Source organism: Hydrogenophaga taeniospiralis CCUG 15921, from assembly GCF_001592305.1.
GTDB classification, from domain to species: domain Bacteria; phylum Pseudomonadota; class Gammaproteobacteria; order Burkholderiales; family Burkholderiaceae_C; genus Hydrogenophaga; species Hydrogenophaga taeniospiralis.
The window spans coordinates 216,470-235,757 of the sequence record NZ_BCWR01000011.1 but is presented as its reverse complement, the minus strand read 5'-3'; the positions used below and the strand labels follow the sequence as shown (position 1 = coordinate 235,757).

The 19,288-nt window shown below is 67.0% G+C and carries 17 protein-coding genes; 10 read left to right on the top strand and 7 right to left on the bottom strand.

Annotated elements, in window-relative coordinates; translation table 11 throughout:
* Window positions 1-110: 110 nt before the first annotated feature.
* The 6 genes from fdx to HTA01S_RS15285 all read right to left on the bottom strand — a co-directional run bounded on the left by fdx (window position 111) and on the right by HTA01S_RS15285 (window position 5,109).
* Entirely contained in the window at window positions 111-446 is a 336-nt protein-coding gene (gene fdx, locus HTA01S_RS15310) for an ISC system 2Fe-2S type ferredoxin (RefSeq protein WP_068173384.1), read from the bottom strand.
* 46 nt (window positions 447-492) lie between these two features.
* Window positions 493-2,367, bottom strand: a complete 1,875-nt coding sequence (gene hscA / locus HTA01S_RS15305) for a Fe-S protein assembly chaperone HscA (protein WP_068173382.1) — start codon at window positions 2,365-2,367, stop codon at window positions 493-495.
* A gap of 141 nt (window positions 2,368-2,508) precedes the next feature.
* Window positions 2,509-2,832 carry an iron-sulfur cluster assembly protein IscA gene (gene iscA, locus HTA01S_RS15300; RefSeq protein WP_068173379.1) on the bottom strand — a complete coding sequence of 108 codons (324 nt, stop codon included), beginning with the start codon at window positions 2,830-2,832 and terminating at the stop codon, window positions 2,509-2,511.
* A 117-nt stretch (window positions 2,833-2,949) separates the two neighbouring features.
* Window positions 2,950-3,327, bottom strand: coding sequence for an iron-sulfur cluster insertion protein ErpA (erpA, locus tag HTA01S_RS15295; RefSeq protein ID WP_068173377.1), 378 nt, complete (start codon window positions 3,325-3,327; stop codon window positions 2,950-2,952).
* A 54-nt stretch (window positions 3,328-3,381) separates the two neighbouring features.
* Window positions 3,382-3,819, bottom strand: coding sequence for a Fe-S cluster assembly scaffold IscU (gene iscU / locus HTA01S_RS15290; RefSeq protein WP_068173375.1), 438 nt, complete (start codon window positions 3,817-3,819; stop codon window positions 3,382-3,384).
* A gap of 45 nt (window positions 3,820-3,864) precedes the next feature.
* Window positions 3,865-5,109 carry an IscS subfamily cysteine desulfurase gene (locus HTA01S_RS15285; protein WP_068173372.1) on the bottom strand — a complete coding sequence of 415 codons (1,245 nt, stop codon included), beginning with the start codon at window positions 5,107-5,109 and terminating at the stop codon, window positions 3,865-3,867.
* A 289-nt stretch (window positions 5,110-5,398) separates the two neighbouring features.
* On the opposite strand from HTA01S_RS15285, the gene nifA reads away from it, so the two are divergent.
* The gene (gene nifA / locus HTA01S_RS15280; RefSeq protein ID WP_068173370.1) at window positions 5,399-7,069 is read left to right on the top strand and encodes a nif-specific transcriptional activator NifA; all 1,671 of its coding nucleotides are present in this window, start codon (window positions 5,399-5,401) and stop codon (window positions 7,067-7,069) included.
* A 60-nt stretch (window positions 7,070-7,129) separates the two neighbouring features.
* Here nifA and HTA01S_RS15275 read toward each other — a convergent pair whose 3' ends face one another.
* Window positions 7,130-8,101 (bottom strand): helix-turn-helix domain-containing protein, encoded by a 972-nt coding sequence (locus HTA01S_RS15275; protein ID WP_068173368.1) that lies wholly within the window; start codon window positions 8,099-8,101, stop codon window positions 7,130-7,132.
* A 168-nt stretch (window positions 8,102-8,269) separates the two neighbouring features.
* Here HTA01S_RS15275 and HTA01S_RS15270 point away from each other — a divergent pair, with 168 nt between their 5' ends.
* The 9 genes from HTA01S_RS15270 to HTA01S_RS24780 all read left to right on the top strand — a co-directional run bounded on the left by HTA01S_RS15270 (window position 8,270) and on the right by HTA01S_RS24780 (window position 19,280).
* Complete coding sequence (locus HTA01S_RS15270) at window positions 8,270-9,676, top strand: aldehyde dehydrogenase family protein (RefSeq protein ID WP_068173366.1); 1,407 nt, start codon at window positions 8,270-8,272, stop codon at window positions 9,674-9,676.
* 13 nt (window positions 9,677-9,689) lie between these two features.
* Window positions 9,690-11,276: a GMC family oxidoreductase gene (locus HTA01S_RS15265; protein WP_068173364.1), complete on the top strand. Its 1,587-nt coding sequence runs from the start codon at window positions 9,690-9,692 to the stop codon at window positions 11,274-11,276.
* 37 nt (window positions 11,277-11,313) lie between these two features.
* Window positions 11,314-12,576, top strand: a complete 1,263-nt coding sequence (locus HTA01S_RS15260) for an ABC transporter substrate-binding protein (RefSeq protein ID WP_068173363.1) — start codon at window positions 11,314-11,316, stop codon at window positions 12,574-12,576.
* 54 nt (window positions 12,577-12,630) lie between these two features.
* Complete coding sequence (locus tag HTA01S_RS15255; RefSeq protein WP_084236139.1) at window positions 12,631-13,584, top strand: branched-chain amino acid ABC transporter permease; 954 nt, start codon at window positions 12,631-12,633, stop codon at window positions 13,582-13,584.
* Window positions 13,585-13,682: 98 nt separating this feature from the next.
* Window positions 13,683-14,621: a branched-chain amino acid ABC transporter permease gene (locus HTA01S_RS15250; RefSeq protein ID WP_218017359.1), complete on the top strand. Its 939-nt coding sequence runs from the start codon at window positions 13,683-13,685 to the stop codon at window positions 14,619-14,621.
* Window positions 14,618-15,331 carry an ABC transporter ATP-binding protein gene (locus tag HTA01S_RS15245; protein WP_068173361.1) on the top strand — a complete coding sequence of 238 codons (714 nt, stop codon included), beginning with the start codon at window positions 14,618-14,620 and terminating at the stop codon, window positions 15,329-15,331. The genes HTA01S_RS15250 and HTA01S_RS15245 overlap by 4 nt, the downstream gene beginning before the upstream one ends.
* Window positions 15,331-16,032 (top strand): ABC transporter ATP-binding protein, encoded by a 702-nt coding sequence (locus HTA01S_RS15240; protein ID WP_068173359.1) that lies wholly within the window; start codon window positions 15,331-15,333, stop codon window positions 16,030-16,032. The genes HTA01S_RS15245 and HTA01S_RS15240 overlap by 1 nt, the downstream gene beginning before the upstream one ends.
* Window positions 16,033-16,201: 169 nt before the next feature.
* Window positions 16,202-17,341, top strand: coding sequence for a Fic family protein (locus tag HTA01S_RS15235; RefSeq protein WP_068173518.1), 1,140 nt, complete (start codon window positions 16,202-16,204; stop codon window positions 17,339-17,341).
* A gap of 952 nt (window positions 17,342-18,293) precedes the next feature.
* The gene (locus HTA01S_RS24780; RefSeq protein ID WP_169804784.1) at window positions 18,294-19,280 is read left to right on the top strand and encodes a CHC2 zinc finger domain-containing protein; all 987 of its coding nucleotides are present in this window, start codon (window positions 18,294-18,296) and stop codon (window positions 19,278-19,280) included.
* Window positions 19,281-19,288 lie beyond the last annotated feature (8 nt).

Genomic DNA, 19,288 nt, shown 5'->3' with positions numbered 1-19,288 from the left:
CTGGACATGCTTTGCACGTCTCTTGCCCGTGTCGGAAATGTGTTGTTTCGGACAGGGCCTGGTGCTTCTTGTGTGGGGCACCTCGCGGCTGCGGCAGGCAAGAAGCCCCGTCAGTGCTCGCGCGCGTGGTTGCGCGTGTGGCGTGGGAATTCGATCACGAGGTCGGTGTCTCGCAGCTTCACGCAGCAGGCCAGACGCGACTGCGCGTCCAGGCCCCAGGCGTGGTCGAGTTGGTCGTCTTCCTCGTCATCGGGCGCGGCCAGCGAGGCGCCGCCTTCGCGGATGTGCACATGGCAGGTCGCGCAGGCCGCCACCATCTCGCAGGCGTGTTCGATCGCCACGCCGTGGGTCAGCAGGCTTTCGCACAACGAAGCGCCGCGCCGGACGTCGATGTCGCGGCCCTCGGGGCAGAGCTCGGGGTGGGGCAGGATGCGAACCTTGGGCATGTCGGTCTTTCAATGCGTCAACGCGTCGGTGCGACCCGTGTCGCCGCTAGGCCAGGCTGTCCATGGAGCGCCCGGCCAGCGCGTGCTGGATGGACGCGTTCATGCGGCGTGCGGCGAAGGCGTCGGTGGCGGCCGACAGGGCCTTGGTGGCCTCGCGCAGCTCGGCCACCGGGGCCTCGGTTTCGAGCCGGTCGGCCACCTCAAACAGGGCCTGGCGGATCGCGGTCATTTCGGTCTCGCTCAGCAGCGAGCCATCTTCCTGCAGCGCGGTTTCGGTGGCGTCGAGCAGGCGGCGTGCGTCCACCTGGGCCTCGCGCAGGGCGCGCAGCTGCATGTCGGCCGCGGAGGCGCCGATGGCGTCTTGCAGCATGGCGGCGATCTGGGTGTCGCCCAGGCCGTAGGTGGGCTTGACTTCGATGTGCGCCTCGATGCCCGTGCCCTGCTCGCGCGCCGTCACCGACAGCAGCCCGTCGGCGTCGATCTGGAAGCTCACGCGGACGTGCACCGCACCCGCCACCGCCGGGGGAATGCCGCGCAGCTCGAAGCGCGCCAGCGAGCGGCAGTCGGCCACGGCCTCGCGTTCGCCCTGCACCACGTGCAGCGTCATCGCGGTCTGGCCGTCCTTGAAGGTGGTGAACTCCTGCGCGCGTGCCGTGGGCAGGGTGGAGTTGCGCGGGATGATCTTCTCGACCAGCCCGCCCATGGTTTCCAGGCCGAGCGAGAGCGGGCACACGTCGAGCAGCAACCAGCCGTCGCCGCTGCCGTTGCCGGCCAGCACGTCGGCCTGCATGGCCGCGCCCAGCGCGACCACCTGGTCGGGGTCGATGTCGGCCAGCGGCTCGACGCCGAAGAGGTCTTTGACGGCGCTGCGCGCGATCGGCATGCGGGTCGATCCGCCCACCAGCACCACACCGGTGATGTCGGCGGTGGACAGGCGCGCATCGCGCAGGGCGCGCTTGGTGGCCGAGAGGGTGCGCGCGATCAGCGGCGCGCCGAGCCGGGCGAACTCGGCGCGGCTCAGGATGGCCTGCAACGCGTCGCCCTCGGTGCGGCTCAGCGCCAGCGAGGTCGACTCATGAGACGACAGCGCTTCCTTGGCCGTGCGCGCCGCCGTCAGCAGCGCGCGCTGGGCCACGGGCGAAAGGGCCGCCACGCCGGCGATGCCGTGCCGGTCGCAGAACCACTCGGCGATGGCGCGGTCGAAATCGTCGCCGCCGAGTGCCGAGTCGCCACCGGTGGACAGCACCTCGAAAATGCCGCGCGTGAGGCGCAGCACAGACACGTCGAAGGTGCCGCCGCCCAGGTCGTAGACCACGAAGGTGCCTTCGGCCGCCTTGTCCAGACCGTAGGCGATGGCCGCCGCGGTGGGCTCGTTGAGCAGGCGCAGCACGGTCAGGCCGGCCAGGCGCGCGGCGTCTTTGGTGGCTTGGCGCTGGGCGTCGTCGAAGTAGGCCGGCACCGTGATCACCACGCCCGCCAGCGGCCCGCCGAGCGAGGCTTCGGCGCGCGCGCGCAGGGCGCTCAGGATGTCGGCCGAGACCTGTACCGGCGAGCGTTCGCCTGCAGCGGTCTGGATGCCCACCATGCCCGCGCCGTCGGTGAAGCGGTAGGGCAGGCCGGTGGCCTCGCGCAGGTCCGCCAGGCGGCGGCCCATGAAGCGCTTGACCGAGACGATGGTGTTCTGCGGGTCTTCGGCCTGGCTGGCCTGGGCCTCGTGCCCGACCACGGTGCTGCCTTCGGGCAGGTAGCGCACCACCGAAGGCAGCAGATGGCGGCCCGCCTCGTCGGGCAGCGCCCGCGTGACCGCGCTCTGCACCGTGGCGACCAGCGAGTTGGTGGTGCCCAGGTCGATGCCCGCGGCCAGCCGGTGCTGGTGCGGCATCGCCGCTCGTCCAGGTTCGGCAATCTGCAGTAAGGCCATGTCAACCCACCCCCCGTTTCTTGCTCACTTCGTGTAGCCGAACCCCCCCCAGGGGGCGCACCCAGCCGCCCGGCAAAGCCGGTTCTGCGGGTGCCCTGGAGGGTGCTTCGCTTCGCTCGCAGAGGGAGCCGGACCGGTGCTTCATACGGCAAAACTCTCGCCACAGCCGCAATTGGCTTTGGCATTCGGGTTGTTGAACTTGAAGCCCTCGTTCAGGCCTTCGCGCACGAAGTCGAGTTCGGTGCCGTCCAGCATGGCCAGGCTCTTGGCGTCCACGATGACTTTGGTGCCGTGGTTGTCAAAGCAGTGGTCGTCCGGGTTGACCGCGTCGACGAATTCGAGCGCGTAGGCAAAGCCCGAGCAGCCGCTGGTCTTGACCGCCAGGCGCAGGCCGATGCCGCTGCCGCGCTTGGCCAGCGACTTTTCAACGTGCCGCGCGGCGGCGGGGGTCAGTGAGACATGCATGGCAGTCCTTTCGGTTGCGAGGGGTAACTGACTAGGGCAGCCGTGGAACCGGCTCCGCCGGGTCACCAGCTGCGTCCCCCTGGGGGGAAGACGCGAAGCGGCGCAGGGGGATTCCATCTACACCGAAAATGAACTGCCGCAGCCGCAGGTCGACTGCGCGTTCGGGTTGTGGATCACGAAGCGCGAGCCTTCCAGGCCGTCCTCGAAATCGACCCGCGCGCCCAGCACGTACTGCTGGCTCATGGCGTCCACCACCAGGGCCACGCCCTCGGTGACGGTCAGCGTGTCGTCCTCGGCGATCTGGTCGTCGAAGGCGAAGCCGTACGAAAAGCCGGAGCAGCCGCCGCCGGTCACGTACAGGCGCAGCTTGAGGTTGGGGTTGCCCTCTTCCTGGATCAGCTCGGCCACCTTGGCCGCCGCCCGGGGCGTGAATTCCAGCAGGGCGGGCAGGGTGCCGGTGCTGCTGGGGCTGGTGGTGGCAGTGGCTTCTTGCATGGGAGTTCCTTGGTGGGAGATGCGAAGGCGAAGGGGAGGGGGCGCGGCGGGCCTTCAGCGCGTGCTGGAGGCGCAGGCCGGTTGCTCGGAGGTCAGCGTGGCCTCGGTGGGGGCGGGGTGGCGTGCGCGGAAGTCGGCCACGGCCGCCTTGATGGCGTCTTCGGCCAGGATGGAGCAGTGGATCTTCACGGGAGGCAGGGCCAGCTCTTCGGCGATCTGCGAGTTCTTGATGGCCAGCGCCTCGTCCAGCGTGCGCCCGCGCACCCATTCGGTGACCAGCGAGCTCGACGCGATGGCCGAGCCGCAGCCGTAGGTCTTGAACCGCGCGTCCTCGATCACGCCCTGCGCGTTCACGCGGATCTGCAGCCGCATCACGTCGCCGCAAGCGGGCGCGCCCACCATGCCGGTGCCCACGCTGTCGTCGTTCGCATCGAAGGCGCCGACGTTGCGGGGGTTCTCGTAGTGGTCAACGACTTGTTCGCTGTAGGCCATGGGGGTTCTCCGGGTGGGTGTGTGACAAATCGAATGGGGACCAGATCAGTGTTCAGACCACTGGATCGTGTCGAGGTCGATGCCCGCTTGAACCATGTCCCACAGCGGGCTCATGGCGCGCAGCCGGTTCACCACCTCGGTGACCTGCGCAACCGTGAAATCGATCTCTTCGGCGGTGGTGAAGCGGCCGATGGAAAAGCGCACCGAGCTGTGGGCCAGCTCGTCGCTGCGGCCCATGGCGCGCAGTACGTAGCTGGGCTCCAGGCTGGCCGAGGTGCAGGCCGAGCCGGAGGACACGGCCACGCCCTTGATGCCCATCAGCAGCGACTCGCCTTCGACGTAGTTGAAGCTGGCGTTGAGGTAGTGCGGCGCGCGCTGCTGTTCGTCGCCGTTGAGCACCACGCAGTCCAGCGCCTGGAAGCCCGCCCACAGGCGGTCGCGCAGCGCGGCGATGCGGGCGTTGTCGGTGGCCATGCTCTCGCGCGCCAGCCAGAAGGCCTCGCCCATGCCCACGATCTGGTGCGTGGCCAGCGTGCCCGAGCGCATGCCGCGCTCGTGGCCGCCGCCGTGCATCTGCGCTTCGATGCGCACGCGCGGTTTGCGCCGCACGTACAGCGCGCCGATGCCCTTGGGGCCGTAGATCTTGTGCGCCGAGAGCGACATCAGATCGACCGGCAGGCGTTCCAGATCGATCACCACCTTGCCAGCGGCCTGGGCTGCGTCCACGTGGAAGACCACGCCCTTGGCGCGGCAGAGCTGGCCGATGGCCGCCACGTCCTGGATCACGCCGGTCTCGTTGTTGACCATCATCACCGAGGCCAGCACCGTGTCGGGGCGCAGCGCCGCTTCGAACACGGCCAGGTCGAGCAGGCCGCTGGGCAGCACCGGCAGCACCGTCACCTCGTAGCCTTCGCGCTCCAGCTCGCGCATGCTGTCCAGCACCGCCTTGTGTTCGGTGGCCACGGTGATCAGGTGTTTGCCCTTGCCGCGGTGGAAGTGCGCCGTGCCCTTGATGGCGAGGTTGTTGGACTCGGTGGCGCCCGAGGTCCAGACGATTTCGCGCGGGTCGGCGTTGATCAGCGAGCACACCTGCTCGCGCGCCAGCTCCACCGCCTCGTCGGCGGCCCAGCCAAAGGCGTGGGAGCGGCTGGCCGGGTTGCCGTAGAGTTCCGTGAGGTACGGAACCATCTTGCTGGCCACGCGCCGGTCCACCGGCGTGGTGGCCGCGTAGTCCAGGTAGATCGGCAGCGCTGTGCGGGCGCTGGCGTGGGGCGTGCGGTCGTCCGGCATGGTGGCTCCTTGCAAAGGTGGGTGTGACCCCTTTTGCAACGTCTGTGCCATGCGTCTGCGGCCGCCCGAACAGCGGTTTTGGCGGGATTTTTGTGGACTTTGTGCCGAAGGGCGCCGTTCGTCGCCGCGAGCCGTGTCGGGTTTGTTGCAAAGCCTGCGACGCCACGGATCGGCACGATTTTTGCACTGCAACAAACCCAAGGTCGTCACTTTGCGGTGGAGTCCCACTGCTGGTGCAAACCACGAGCGACCCGGAGATGGGAGCCCCATCGTGAACACATCACCTGTCATGGTCCGGCGCGAGCTGGACGCGGTCTACGAGGTCAGCAAAACGCTGGCCACCTCGCTGGACGTCCACAAGACCTTCCGCGAAGCGCTCAACTACCTCATCCACGCCTTCGACTGGCGCCGCGCCTTCGTCGTCGTGGCCGACGCGGAAGGCACGCTCAACGGCCTGTGCGCCCTGGGCCTCACGCAGGCCGAACAGCAGCGCCTGCGCTTCGAATCGGGCGAAGGCATCGTGGGCCGCGTGTTCGCCAGCGGCGTGCCCGCCACCGTGCCCGACGTGCGCGCCGAGCCCCTGTTCCTCAACCGCACCGGCGGCGCCGATCAGAGCCCGGGCGTTCCCGTGGCCATGCTCGCCACGCCCATCCGCGCCGACCACCGCACGCTGGGCGTGCTCGTGATCGACTGCCTCAACCCCGAAGAGCGCCGCGTCTTCGCCGACCACCTGCGCCTGCTGCGCATGGTGGCCACGCTCATGGGCCAGTCGCTGATGCTGCACCGCAGCGTCACCGCCGCGGCCGAAAGCATCCAGGACGAAAACCGCCGCATGCACAAGGCCCTGAGCGGCCAGCGCCACAAGATCGAACAGGTCGTCGGCGTCTCCGCCCCCATGCTCAAGGTCTTCGAGCAGATCCACCAGGTGGCGCCTTCGCGCACCACCGTGCTGCTGCGGGGCGAAAGCGGCACCGGCAAGGAAGTCATGGCCCGCGCCATCCACAGCCTGTCACCGCGCGCCCGGGAACCCTTCGTCGGCGTCAACTGCGCGGCGCTCACCGAAACCCTGCTGGAAAGCGAACTCTTCGGCCACGAAAAAGGCGCCTTCACCGGTGCCCAGGGCCTGCGCAAGGGCCGTTTTGAAATGGCGCACGGCGGCACACTCTTCCTCGACGAAATCGGCGACATCTCCGCCGCCTTCCAGGCCAAGCTGCTGCGCGTGCTGCAGGAACGCAGCTTTGAACGCGTGGGCGGTGGCTCGCCGGTGAAGGTGGACGTGCGCCTCGTCCTCGCCACCAACCGCAACCTGGAACGCATGGTGCAGGCTGGCGAGTTCCGCGCCGACCTCTACTACCGCATCAACGTCGTCAGCATCCAGCTGCCGCCGCTGCGCGAGCGCCGCGAAGACATACCCGCCATGGCGCAACACTTCCTGGACCGCTTCAACCGCGAAAACGACCGCGCCACCCGCTTCAGCCCCGAGGCCATGCGCGTGCTCACCAGCTGCTACTGGCCGGGCAACGTGCGCGAGCTGGAAAACTGCGTGGAGCGCACCGCCACCATGGCGTCCAACGAGCTCATCACCGACCTGGCCTTCCCCTGCCGCGACAACCGCTGCCTGACGCAGGTGCTGCACCACATCGAGCGCGAAGACGCCGTGCGGCCCAGCCGCCTGGCCGAGATCCCGATCCAGGAAGTGGCCACAGGCGCACCCGCCCAGCCGCCGAGCCCGGCGCCCGCGCCGGCCGAGGTGGGTGCTGCGCCTGCGCCAGCCGCCGCCACGCCAGCCGCCGCCGTGCCGCCCGCCGATGGCAAGCCAGAGGGGGAACACGAGCGCCTGATCTGGGCCATGGAGCGCAGCGGCTGGGTCCAGGCCAAGGCGGCGCGTCTGCTGAAGATCTCACCGCGCCAGATGGGTTACGCCTTGCAGAAGCATGGCATTGAGGTGCGCAAGTTCTGAGGAGCCGCTCAGCTGCTCAGCGCTGGCGCTTCTCGGCATGTCTCATTGCGGGGATGGACGTCACATCGGAAGACAACCCGGTCCCGGATCGGCGTTGACGTCCTTGTACTGACTGGGTGTGCAGTTGAAGGTGGCCCGAAACAGGCGGTTGAAGTACGACAGGTCGTTGAAGCCAACGCTGTAGGCGATGGTGGAGATGAAGGTCTTGTTCTCCGTCATGCGCTGCTGCTTCAAGGCTTCGCAGGCGCTGGCCAGGCGCTTTTGCAGCAGGTACTCCGTGGGCGTGATGTCCAGCGACGTGAAGGCTCTTTGCAGTTGGCGGCTCGACGCCTTGAGATCCACGGCCATGCGCTGGATGGTCAACTCGCAGTCGGTGTGGTTCGCATCGATGTAGGCCACCGCGCGCTCCAGCAAGCGGGCGTTGCCCACGTCCGCATCGATGCAACGCGCCGGCGTGCCGTTGGCAAACAGCATGGACCCGAGCAGGCCGTACATGGCCTCGCCCAGGTAGCTGGACTGCGTCGGGTTGTTGTTCGGCTGAAAGGCCTTGGCGAGCACGGCAATGATGGCCAGCGTGGTGTGGTCGCTGCGCGGCATGAACAGCCCGCCGCGCAAGGCATCGCCGAACCTTTTTTGCAGTTCCATGCGCGGCAGATGCACCGACAGCTGCCGGCTGTAGCTGCCAAAGAAGGTGAACTCAGAGGGCTCCGCGCTGTCGATCAGGACCAGATCGCCGGGGCGCAGCATGCTGACCGATTCGCGCTGACTCATCAGCGCTCGGCCCTCTTCCTGAACGATGAGAAAGAAGTGCTCCGCGCCGTCGCGTGCGATGTTGCTTCGATCGCGCCGGATCGACTGCGCGTCTTTGGCGACGTGCGCAAACTCAAATCCACCCCGTGCTTCATGGGCCACCGCACCGCGCAAATGGTCACGGCTCGCGGCCGGTTCGACCTGGAACGAGCCACAGACGGCGTGCAGATCGGACCGGAACTGGTCCACGGGCAATGAGGAGGTGGAAAGCGTGGTCAGCATGGGGCGCTGATGTTGATCATCAACACGGGCAAGCGCTATTCGGGTTAACCCACGCCCGTGAAAGCGCTGTCGTTTGTGTCCTATTCGCGTGTCGCTGGAGCCCAAGTGGCCACAGGGGTGTCGCTCATACGATCCGTTCGCTGAATCAACCACTCCACTGGAGGAGACATGACGGACTTTCCCATGATCATCAACGGCCTGCCCGTGAGCGCGGCCGCCCACTTCGACGTGAAGAACCCGGCCACCGGGGAAACGGTGGGCCGTGCGCCCAACGCCTCGCGTGACCACCTGGACCAGGCGGTGGCCGCCGCCGAAGCGGCGTTCGCGAGCTGGTCGCAACAACCCGATGCCGTGCGCGCCCAGGCCTGCCTGGACATCGCGGACAAGCTCGGCGAGCAGGCCGAAGACCTGGCGCAGCTGCTGACGCGCGAGCAGGGCAAGCCGCTTAACGGGTTGGGCTCGCGCTTCGAGCTCGGGGGCGCGCGGGCCTGGGCTGCGCACACCGCCAGCCTGTCGCTGCCGGTCAAGGTGCTGCAGGACAACGAGCAGGGCCGCATCGAACTGCACCGCAAACCCATCGGGGTGGTGGGCTCGATCACGCCCTGGAACTGGCCGGTGATGATCGCCGTCTGGCACATCCTGCCCGCCGTGCGCAGCGGCAACACCGTGGTGGTCAAGCCCTCACCCTTCACCCCGCTGTCCACCATCCGGCTGGTCGAGCTCATGAACGAGGTGCTGCCGCCCGGCGTGGTCAACGTGGTCTGTTCCGACGACCAGGCGACCAACATCGGCGCCGCGATCTCCGCACACCCGGGCATCCGCAAGATCGTTTTCACGGGCTCGATCAACACCGGCAAAAAGGTCATGGCCACGGCCGCCGAGACGGTCAAGCGGCTCACGCTGGAACTGGGCGGCAACGACGCGGCCATCGTCCTGCCCGACGTGGACCCGAAGGCGATTGCCGAGGGCCTGTTCTGGGGCGCCTTCATCAACAACGGCCAGACCTGCGCGGCCATGAAGCGCCTGTACGTGCACGAGAGCGTGTACGACGGGGTCTGCGCGGCGCTGGTCGACTACGCCAAGGCCGTTCCCGTGGGTCCTGGCAGCGACGAAGCGTCCGTCCTAGGTCCTATCAACAACCGCATGCAGTTCGAGAAGGTCCAGCGCCTGGTGGATGCCGCCAAGAGCAAGGGCAGGGTGCTGCTGGGCGGCGAGCCTGGCGAGGGCTTGTTTTTCCCGCCCACGCTCATCGCCGACCTGTCGCACGACGACCCGCTGGTGTTTGAGGAGCAGTTCGGCCCGGCCCTGCCCATCATCAAGTACAGCGACGTGGAAGACGCCATCCGCCAGGCCAATGACAGCCCCAATGGCCTGGGCGGATCGGTCTGGTCGCAGGACATCGACAAAGCCCGGCAGGTGGCCAGCCGCCTGGAGTGCGGCTCGGTCTGGATCAACAAGCACGGCGCGATTCAACCGAACGCGCCATTCGGCGGGGTGAAGTCCTCGGGCTGCGGCGTGGAGTTCGGCGAGGAAGGCTTGGCCGAATACACCGACATCCAGGTCATCTTCAACTGAAAGCGACGCAACCATGGAACAGTTTGACTACATCGTCGTGGGCGGTGGCGCCTCGGGTTGTGTGATGGCCGCGCGCCTGAGCGAGAACCCGCGCAACAAGGTGCTGCTGATCGAGAGCGGGCGCCGCGACGACGACCGCTACATCAAGATGCCCGCGACCTTCTTCAAGGTCATTGAAAAGGGGCGCGACATCGTGGCCTACGTGGGTGAACCGTCGCCGCGCGTGAATGGCCGCCCCTCCATCGTCATCCAGGGGCAGGTGATCGGCGGCGGCTCGTCGATCAACGCCATGCTCTACATCCGTGGCCAGGCGCGCGACTACGACGGCTGGGCCGCCGCCGGCAACCCCGGTTGGGCTTATGCGGACGTGCTGCCCGTGTTCAAGGCGCTGGAGAACAACATGGAGCTGGCCGATGCCTTCCACGGCACCGAGGGCGAGCTGCATGTGTCGGAAACCGGCTACCACCACCCACTGTGCCGCGCCTTCATCCGCGCCGCGCAAGAGGTGGGCCTGCCCAACAACCCCGACTTCAACGGCGCCAGCCAGGAAGGCGTGGGCTTCTACCAGACCACCACGCACGACGGGCGACGCTGGTCCGCCGCCGAGGCCTTTCTGCGCAAGGCCGAGGGCCGCCCCAATCTGAAGATCATGACCCAGACCCGCGTGGCCCGGGTGGTGTTCGAGGGCACGCGCGCGGTCGGCGTGGCGCTGGAGAACGGCACCACGATCAAGGCCGCGGCCGAGGTGATTCTGTGCGCCGGTGCCATCGAGACGCCGCGCCTGTTGCAGCTGTCGGGCGTGGGCGAAGCGGCGCACCTGCAGTCCTTCGGTATCCAGGTGGTGGCGAACCTGCCGGGCGTGGGCCAGAACTACCAGGACCACCTGGAGAGCACGGTGCAGGGTGTGACGCGCGACCCCATCTCTTTCCTGGGGCAAGACAAAGGCCTGAAGGCGGTCAAGCACCTGGCGCAGTACCTCCTGTTCCGCTCGGGGCTGCTCACGTCCAACGTGGTCGAGTGCGGCGGCTTCGCCGACGTGTCCAACGCGGGGATGCCCGATGTGCAGTTCCACGTGTTGCCCTTCATGGTGGGCTGGGCCGACCGCGAGCCGGTGCAGGAACACGGCATTGCCATCGGCCCGTGCTTTCTGCGGCCCAAGTCGCGCGGCTCGGTGCGCCTGCGTTCGGCCAAACCGCAGGACCCGGCCCTGTTCGACGCGGGCGCGTTTTCAGACGAGCAAGACCTCGACGTGCTGGTGCGGGGCGTGCGCAAGGGCATCGAGATTCTGGAAGCCCCTGCGCTGGCCAAGTTGATCAAGCGGCGCGCCCTGCCGCAGCCCGGCCTTGAGCAGGACGAGCAGGCCCTCAGGGACTACGTGCGCCAGACGGCCAAGACGGTGTTCCACCCGGTGGGCACCGCCAAGATGGGCGCCGAGTCGGACCCCATGGCCGTGCTGGACCAGCAGCTGCGCGTGCGCGGCACCCAGGGTTTGCGCGTGGCCGATGCGTCCGCCATGCCCAACCTGGTGTCGGGCAACACCAATGCCCCGACCATGATGATTGCCGAGCGGGCGGCCAGGTTCATTGCAGGCAAGCAGTGACAGAGAAGCGTTTTCACCAAAACCACAGGAGACAAGCATGAGAAAACTGTTGCAAGCCGGCGCCGCTGCGTTGGCATTCATGGCCCTGCCCGCCGTCGCGCTGGCCGCGGGCGAGCCCACCCCCAGCTGCGGCCCCGGCAAGGGCAAAGCCGCCACGGGCAAACCCATCAAGATCGGAGCCATCCACGGCAACGCGGCACCGGGCGATTTTTCCTCGGCCACCGACGCGGCCGCGGCCTACTTTGCCTGTGTCAATGCCTCCGGCGGCGTGCATGGCCGCCCGATCCAGTACCTGGTGGAAAACGACCAGTGGAACCCTGAGCTGGCGGCGCAGGCCGTGTCCAAACTGGTTCAGGACCAGAAGGTCGTGGCCATGGTGGGCAACGCCTCGTTTGTCGAGATGAGCGTGAACGCGCCGTTCTACGCCAAGCAGAACATCATGGCCATGGCCTCCGGTTGCGCGGTGTCGGAGTGTTTCGAGAGCTCGAACATCGTCTCCACCAACCAGGGGCCGCTGGCGTCCTCGGTGGGGGCGGCCATGCACGCGGTCGAAAAGCTCGGTGCCAAGAACATCTCGTGCATCGGCCTGGCCATTCCTTCGGTGGGCAACTGGTCTTGCGGCGCGGTGGAGAAGTACATGGCGGGCAAGGGCCTCAAGGCCTCGTCGGTGCTGCTCAACCCCGGGGCGCCCGACGTGAACGCCGCCCTGCTGGAGGCGATGGCCTCGGGCGCGAACTCGGTGCTGGTCAACCTGCCCGCTGGCTTGGCCATTGCCTTCCTGCGCGCGGCGCAGGAGCAGGACCTGCGCGACAACTACAGCTGGACCTCGTCCACGCCGCTGTACGACAAGTCGGTTCCCGCCGCCCTGGGCAAGTACTGGAGCGGCAAGGTCTACGTCAACGCCGAGCTGACCATGCTCGACGGCAAGGGCGCCGATAACCAGCATTGGCTCAAGGTCATGGACGCCTATGCCAAGAAGGACGATCCGCGCGACACCTTCAGCCAGTCGGGCTACCTCTCGGCCAAGTACTTCACCCAGACGCTGGCCGCCATGGACCCGGCCAAGATCGACGACCGCGCCGCCGTGACGGCAGCGATCAAGAAGATCTCGGGCCTGCGTTCGGACCTCAGCTGCGGCCCCTACTACGTGGGCGAGGCCAAGCAGCACATGCCCAACCACGCCGGGATCATGGTGGTGGTCAAGGACGGCGGCTTCCAGAAGGTGCGTGACTGCTACGAGTACGAAGGCCCGTACTTCACACCCTTGGTGAATGCCGAGAAGGCGCTCGGACTGCGCTGATGGCCTTGCCCCTGTTCTGGTTGCGCCAGGACGGGGGCACCCCAAGCCTGGCTTATGAAATCCAAACTGCCTTTTCTGGCCGCCTACATCGTGGGCATGGCCCTGGTCTGCGGCATCCTGGCGTGGGGCAAGCCGCTGCCCATGGTCGGTCTGTTCATCGTGTCCGGGCTGGCCATCGGCTCCCTCTACGCCCTGGGTGGCGTGGGGCTGGTGGTGCTGTACCGCACCACGGGCGTGCTCAACTTTGCCAGCGGCGCCATGGGGGCCGCGGGCGTCATGACGGCCTGGCAACTGGTGCAATGGGGTTGGGCCGAGCCCCTGGCCTGGGCCATGGCGCTGGTGCTGGCCACGGCGCTGTCGCTGGGTTATGGCCGGGTGATCGCGCCCCGCCTGGCCTGGCGCGACCCGGTGGTCAAGGCCATTGCCACACTGGGCTACGCCTTGATCATCCTGGGCGTCACCTCGTTTCTGTGGGTGGACCAGGTCCGCTCGTTCACCCTGCCCACCGACCAGATGGCCCTGCGGGTCTGGGGTTTGCGGGTCACCGGCACGCGCTTCATCGCGCTGCTGGCCACGCTGGCCGTGGTGGTGGGCATCTGGGTCTACCTGGAGCGCACCCGCACCGGCCTGCAGATGCGCGCCCTGGCCAATGAACGCGAGCTGTCGGCGCTGATCGGCGTGCGCATCCTCAAGGTGGAAACCATCGCCTGGGGCATGGCGGGGCTCATCGCCGGGTTCACCGGGCTGATGTTTGGCGACCTCATCCGGCTGGAGCCCAGCATCATCACCTTCATGGTCATCCCGTCCATTGCGGCGGCCATCTGCGGCCGGCTGGACAACCTGGGCATGGTGCTGGTCGGTGGCCTGTCCATCGGCGTGCTGGAGTCCATGCTGACGCTGTCGCCCGCGCTCAAGTCCGTGCGCACCGTGGCCCCGTTCATGGTGGCCATCGTCATGCTGCTCCTGCTGCAGCGCGGCCGGCGCATCCCTTTCGAGAGAGACGAATGATGAATCGCCCCCACGTTCCCCCACTGCGTGTGGGTCACTGCCCCCCGAGGGGGCGCATTTCGCCTTGGGGCGGCCCGGCGGCGAAATGCCTGCTGCCCTTGCTGTGCGGGTTGGTGGCGCTGGTGGTCGTCCCCATGTTCCTCGGCGGGCAGTGGGTGCAGATCCTCACCTCCACCGCCTGCTTCGCCCTGGCCGCGGCAGGCGTCGGGTTCATGTATTCGCGCCTGGGCATGGTGTCGCTCGCCCAGGTGGGGCTGATGGGCGTGGGCGGCTGGGTGATGCTGCGCATGAACCATGGCTTCAACCTGCCGTTCGAGCTCAACCTGGCGGTGGCCGCGACCGTGACCATGGTGTTCGGCTGGGTCATGGCCTTGCCCGCCTTGCGCATGCGCGGCCTGTACCTGGCGCTCATCACCCTGATGGCGGCCAGTGGCCTGGAGATCGTCTTTTCCACCTTCCGCTTCCCCAATGGTGGCGAGGGCTTCTGGGGCGTGATGCCTTCGCTGATCGCGCCGTTCCGGCGGCCCTGGCTGGCTACCGGCAACGAGGCCTACCTGCGCTACACCGTGGTCATGCTGCTGGTGGGCTTCCTGCTGATCGAGGCGCACCGCCGCACGGCGCCGGGGCGGGCCTGGGCCATGATCCGCCGCTCGGAAGCCGCCGCCATGGCCTCGGGCGTGAACGTGGTCTATTACAAAGCCTGGGCCTTCGGCCTGTCCGGCCTGCTGGCGGGCATGGCCGGCGGGCTGCTGGCCGGTACCTTGGGCCTGCTCGACCCGGCCACCTTCAGGGCGTCCGAGTCCATCATGCTGTTCGCCCTGGCCGTGGTGGGCGGCGCCCGGCACTGGCTGGGCGCGGTGCTGGCGGCGGTGCTCTACCGTGTGTTGCCCGGCCTGTTCAACAACTGGGGCCTCGACGCCGATCTGGCCCTGGTGATCTTTGGGGCCGCGTTGCTGCACGCGCTGATGACGGCGCCCGATGGCCTGGCCGGACAGTTGCTGGGCCTGGCGCGCCGCAAAGAAGGGAGTGCCACGTGATCGAGCTCCAAAACATCACCGTGCGCTTTGGCGGCGTGACCGCACTGGACGCCGTGTCCGTGGTGTTCGACGCCCCGGTCTCCGGCATCATCGGCCCCAACGGGGCGGGCAAGACCACCACCATGAACGTCATCTCGGGCTTCTTGCCGTCGTCCGGGCAGATCGCCTGCGACGGCGAGGTGATTTCCCACCAGGCGCCGCACCAGCGGGCCCGCTGGGGCCTGCGTCGCTCGTTCCAGCGCGAACAGCTGGCCGACGACCTGAGCGTGCTCGACAACCTGCGCGTGATCCTCGACGAGTTGCCGGGCAGCCGGCGAGACAAGGTGGCCGACATGGATCGGGCTTTGGAAGTCACGGGCCTGGCCCTCAAAGCCCACACCCTGGCCGCCCGCCTCAACACCTACGAGCGCCGCCTGGCCGACGTGGCGCGCTGCCTGGTGGGCCGGCCCCGCATCGTCATGTTCGATGAACCGGCCGGGGGGCTCACCCCCGACGAAACCCAGCACCTGGGTGATTTGATCCTGCAGATCCACGGCCTGACCGGCGCGGCAACCTTGGTCATTGACCACGACGTGGACCTGATCACGCGCATCTGCGAGCAGACGCTGGTGCTGGACTTCGGCCGGCGCATCGCGATGGGCCCCACCGCAATGGTGTTGGCCGATCCGCTGGTGCAGGCGGCCTACCTGGGCCTGGAGGAGTTGGGCTGATGGCACTGATCATTGAAGACCTCACGGTGGTCAAACAGGGGCGGGAGCTCGTGCGCAGCGTCTCGATGTCGGTCGAGCGCGGCCAGGTCACGGCGGTGCTCGGCGCCAACGGCGCGGGCAAGTCGGAGCTGGTGCTGGCCGTGGCCGGCATGCTGCCCATCGCCCAGGGGCACATCAGCGTCGATGGCCGCGCCATCCAGGGTTGCCCGCCCGACGTGGTGCGCCTGGCGGGTGTGGCCGCCGTGCCCGAAGGCCACCGGGTGTTGTCGAAGCTGTCGGTGGACGACAACCTGCGCGTGGCCGGCTCGATGCTGGCGGGGGACCAGGTCGGCCCCGCCGTGGCCGAGGTGTACGCGCTGTTTCCCGAACTGGCGGAACGCCAGCGCCAGCTTGCCGGCACCATGTCCGGCGGGCAGCAGCAGATGCTGTCCATCGGGCATGCGCTGATGGCGCGCCCGAAGTACCTGCTGATCGACGAAATGTCGCTGGGCCTGGCGCCCCTGATCGTCAAGCGCCTGGTCCGCACCATCGAATCGCTGGTCGACAAGGGCGTGGGCGTCATCCTGGTGGAGCAATTCACCGAGGTGGCGCTGTCGGTGGCGACCTCGGCCGTGGTGATGCGCACGGGGGACGTGCGCTACAGCGGGCCCGCCAGCGAGATCAGGACCCGGCCCGAGATCCTGGAAGCGGCTTACTTTTAGCGGAAGGGGCGACGTCGTTTGCGTCGCTGTGAATGGGTGTTGGAATGGGTTGCCGAGCTCGTCCGTGAGGACATCAGCAGCCTCGTCCACGAACTCCGCAATGGAGCTGCGGTGAATAGCTGTCATATTCGCCGCACATAAAGCGGTTAATATGCCGCACAATCGCCGCATGTTCCCCGACAAACCCCAACCCCGCCGCACCTACCTCTGGCAGCGCCCCGACTGGCCGCAGTGGCGGTTTGACGCCGCAGCGCTGGCCGCGCCGCTGGCCCAGGTACACCGTGCCCAGGGCCATCTGGCGGGCCGCATGGCCGAGCTCGGGCTGGCCCAGCGCGACCAGGCCACGCTGCAGGCCCTGACGCAAGAAGTGGTCACCACCAGCGCCATCGAGGGCGAGGCGCTCAACCTCGACGCCGTGCGCTCATCCATCGCCCGCCGGCTGGGCGTGGACATTGGCGCGCTGGCCCCCGCCGACCGCCACGTGGACGGCGTGGTGGACATGGTGCTCGACGCCACCCAGCACCACGCCCAACCGCTCACCGCCGAGCGCCTGTTTGGCTGGCACGCGGCCCTGTTCCCCACCGGCTTCAGCGGCCACGTGCGAATCAAAGTAGGGCAGTGGCGCAACGACGCGGCCGGCCCCATGCAAGTGGTGTCCGGCCCCATGGGCCGAGAGAAGGTGCACTACCAGGCACCGCCAGCCGCCGCGCTGCCCGCAGAGACCGCCACCTTTCTTCAATGGTTCAATGCCGCCCCGGCCGGCGACGCCCTCGTCCACGCCGGCCTGGCCCACCTGTGGCTCGTCACCCTGCACCCCTTTGACGACGGCAACGGCCGCATCAGCCGCGCCGTGGGCGACATGGCCCTGGCCCGCGCTGAGGGCACAGCGCAAAGGTTCTACAGCCTCAGCGCCCAGATACAGCGCGAGCGCAAACAGTATTACGACCAGCTCGAAACCACCCAGCGCGGCACGCTGGACGTGACGCCGTGGCTCGGCTGGTTTCTGGCCTGCCTGCTGCGCGCCGTGCAGGGCGCCGATGGCTTGCTGGCGGGCGTGCTGGACAAAGCCCAGTTCTGGCAGCGCTGGGCGGGCACGCCCATGAACGCACGGCAGACGCTGGTGCTGAACCATGTGCTGGACCGCGCGCCGGGCGATGCGGCGGGCAAGCTCACGAATGCCAAGTGGGCGGCGATTGCCAAGTGCTCTGCCGACACCGCGCTGCGCGACATCAACGACCTGTTGGCGCGGGGCGTGCTGCGCAAGCTGGAGGGCGGGGGGCGGAGCACGGGGTATGTGTTGGACAGGTAAGGATGCGCGAACCACCGGGTAGCCGCAGAGGTACGCTTGTCCACTGACTGAGGTTTGTTGCTTCAAGCTTCTGATCTTTGCGTGTACAGCGCCTGAGTCGGCGAGGTTTTGTGGTGGCCTGCGGCACGCCTCCGCCGTGTTCGGCGGCCTTCGCAGCCAACCTGAGCAAGGGCCGACTACCAGGCTGGCAAGACCCGCATCAGCGCGGACTACAAGATAGGCAAAGCGGCTTGTGCATCACAAACGGCCAGCGCCAACGACATCCGCATGGAAGAGGCCAAGGCCGAAGAGAAGGTCGCGCTCAATGAGCTGGACCACGGCTACACCTGCGTGGCTGCGGCTCTGGGCCGCAGGCTCGCGGCACTGAGCGCCCGAGGGTCAAGGTAGGGCGGTGCTCTTTGGGCGTCTGTGCGGGAGAGTGATGGCGACGGCCAGAATCGCTTGGGGATCAAGCGGGGGGGGTGTGCCGGTTCAGGCTGAAAGCCGAAGTTCAACAACGGCCGCTTCACGGCACTTCAGCTTCCCCAGCTAAGCAACCACGCACTTGCTAGCCAGCGATTGCCGTAAGAGATCAACCTGCGTCGAGGCGCTCCACCAAGCTTGGGTCGTTGCCGACCCAGAGCGAATCAAATCGACCTTCTTGCTCGCCATCGTAAGCTCGGGCTTGGGCTTTGGCGCTGCTGTTCACCGCGCACAGAGAGATCGGCTCCTAGATTTATGGATGGAATCCTTGCCGTAGCCACCTTGCTGGGACTGGCCGGCACCGCATCTTCGTAACTAGTGCCGTTCAGAGGTCAGCGGATTCGCAGCCCCATCTTCCTAGTCTGTGTGACAATTTGCGTCTGAGAACAGAAACTGGCACAGGGGAATGCTTTTGCGCCGAGCCAGCTTACAAGCAGCCAAGCCGAGGCCATTGAGCGATCAGGTGCTTTTGCGCCTTCGAGAATTGCCCATGGCGGATGTCGCTTTGGCCTTAGGGATCACCCTACGTGGCACCAAGGCGATGTGCTTCAACGGGCACGACTCAGCGAGTCCAAGCTTTACCGTCAGCAAAGCGAGAAATACGTGGAAGTGCTTCGGATGCGGTGAGCATGGCGACGCAATCGCGCTAGTTCAGAAAATTCACGGCCTTGCATTCATGGAAGCCTGTAAATGGCTTTCCGGCCACTTCGGCATCATCGGCGGCGACGTGCAGTCAGGCCGACGCGTTCATACAATTTCTCGAGCGCCTAGTCCGAAGCCAAGCAATCTCCCTCCTCCGGCCACCACGACGAATCCGGACCCCGAGCTGTACACCTGGCTCGTAGCGCACTGTGGCCGGGTCAAAGAGTCGCTCGGGACTGCCTACCTGCTAGCTCATGGAATTGCGCCGGAACTGGCGCTTAAGTGCGGCGTCGTGGAACTCGTGGATCCGGCAAGGGCGTATCGGGTATTGGAGAAGCATTGGGGCGCAGAACGAATCCGTAGCGCAGGGCTGTCTGGGAAGCGACGAGCACTGAGCTGGTCTGGTTACGCGCTACTGTTCCCCTTCAATTCCGAGGAAGCTACACAGTACTTTCAGATTCGCTGCCTTCAGAGCAGCATGAAGTTCTTCGGTCCGAGTGGCATCCCCAAACCCATGTACAACAGCCAGCGACTTAGCCAGTTGCAGACAGGAAGTCTTCTCCACATTTGCGAGGGTGTCCCAGACGCAATTGCGATGGAAGGGGCAGGACTAGCAGCGGTTGCGGTTCTAGGGGCCACGTCGTTCCGTTCTGAATGGGTTGATGAATTGCTTCCGTTTGACCTGGTGGGCGTTCCCGACGGCGATGCTGCAGGTGAAAAGTTCATGAAATTCCTTGCAAAGGAGTTTCGGGCAAGAAGCAAGAGCATTCGATTTGCAGTGCCACCTAAAGACATGGATGCAAGTGATGTGATTGCGCGAGGAATGAATGCATAGTTTCCTAA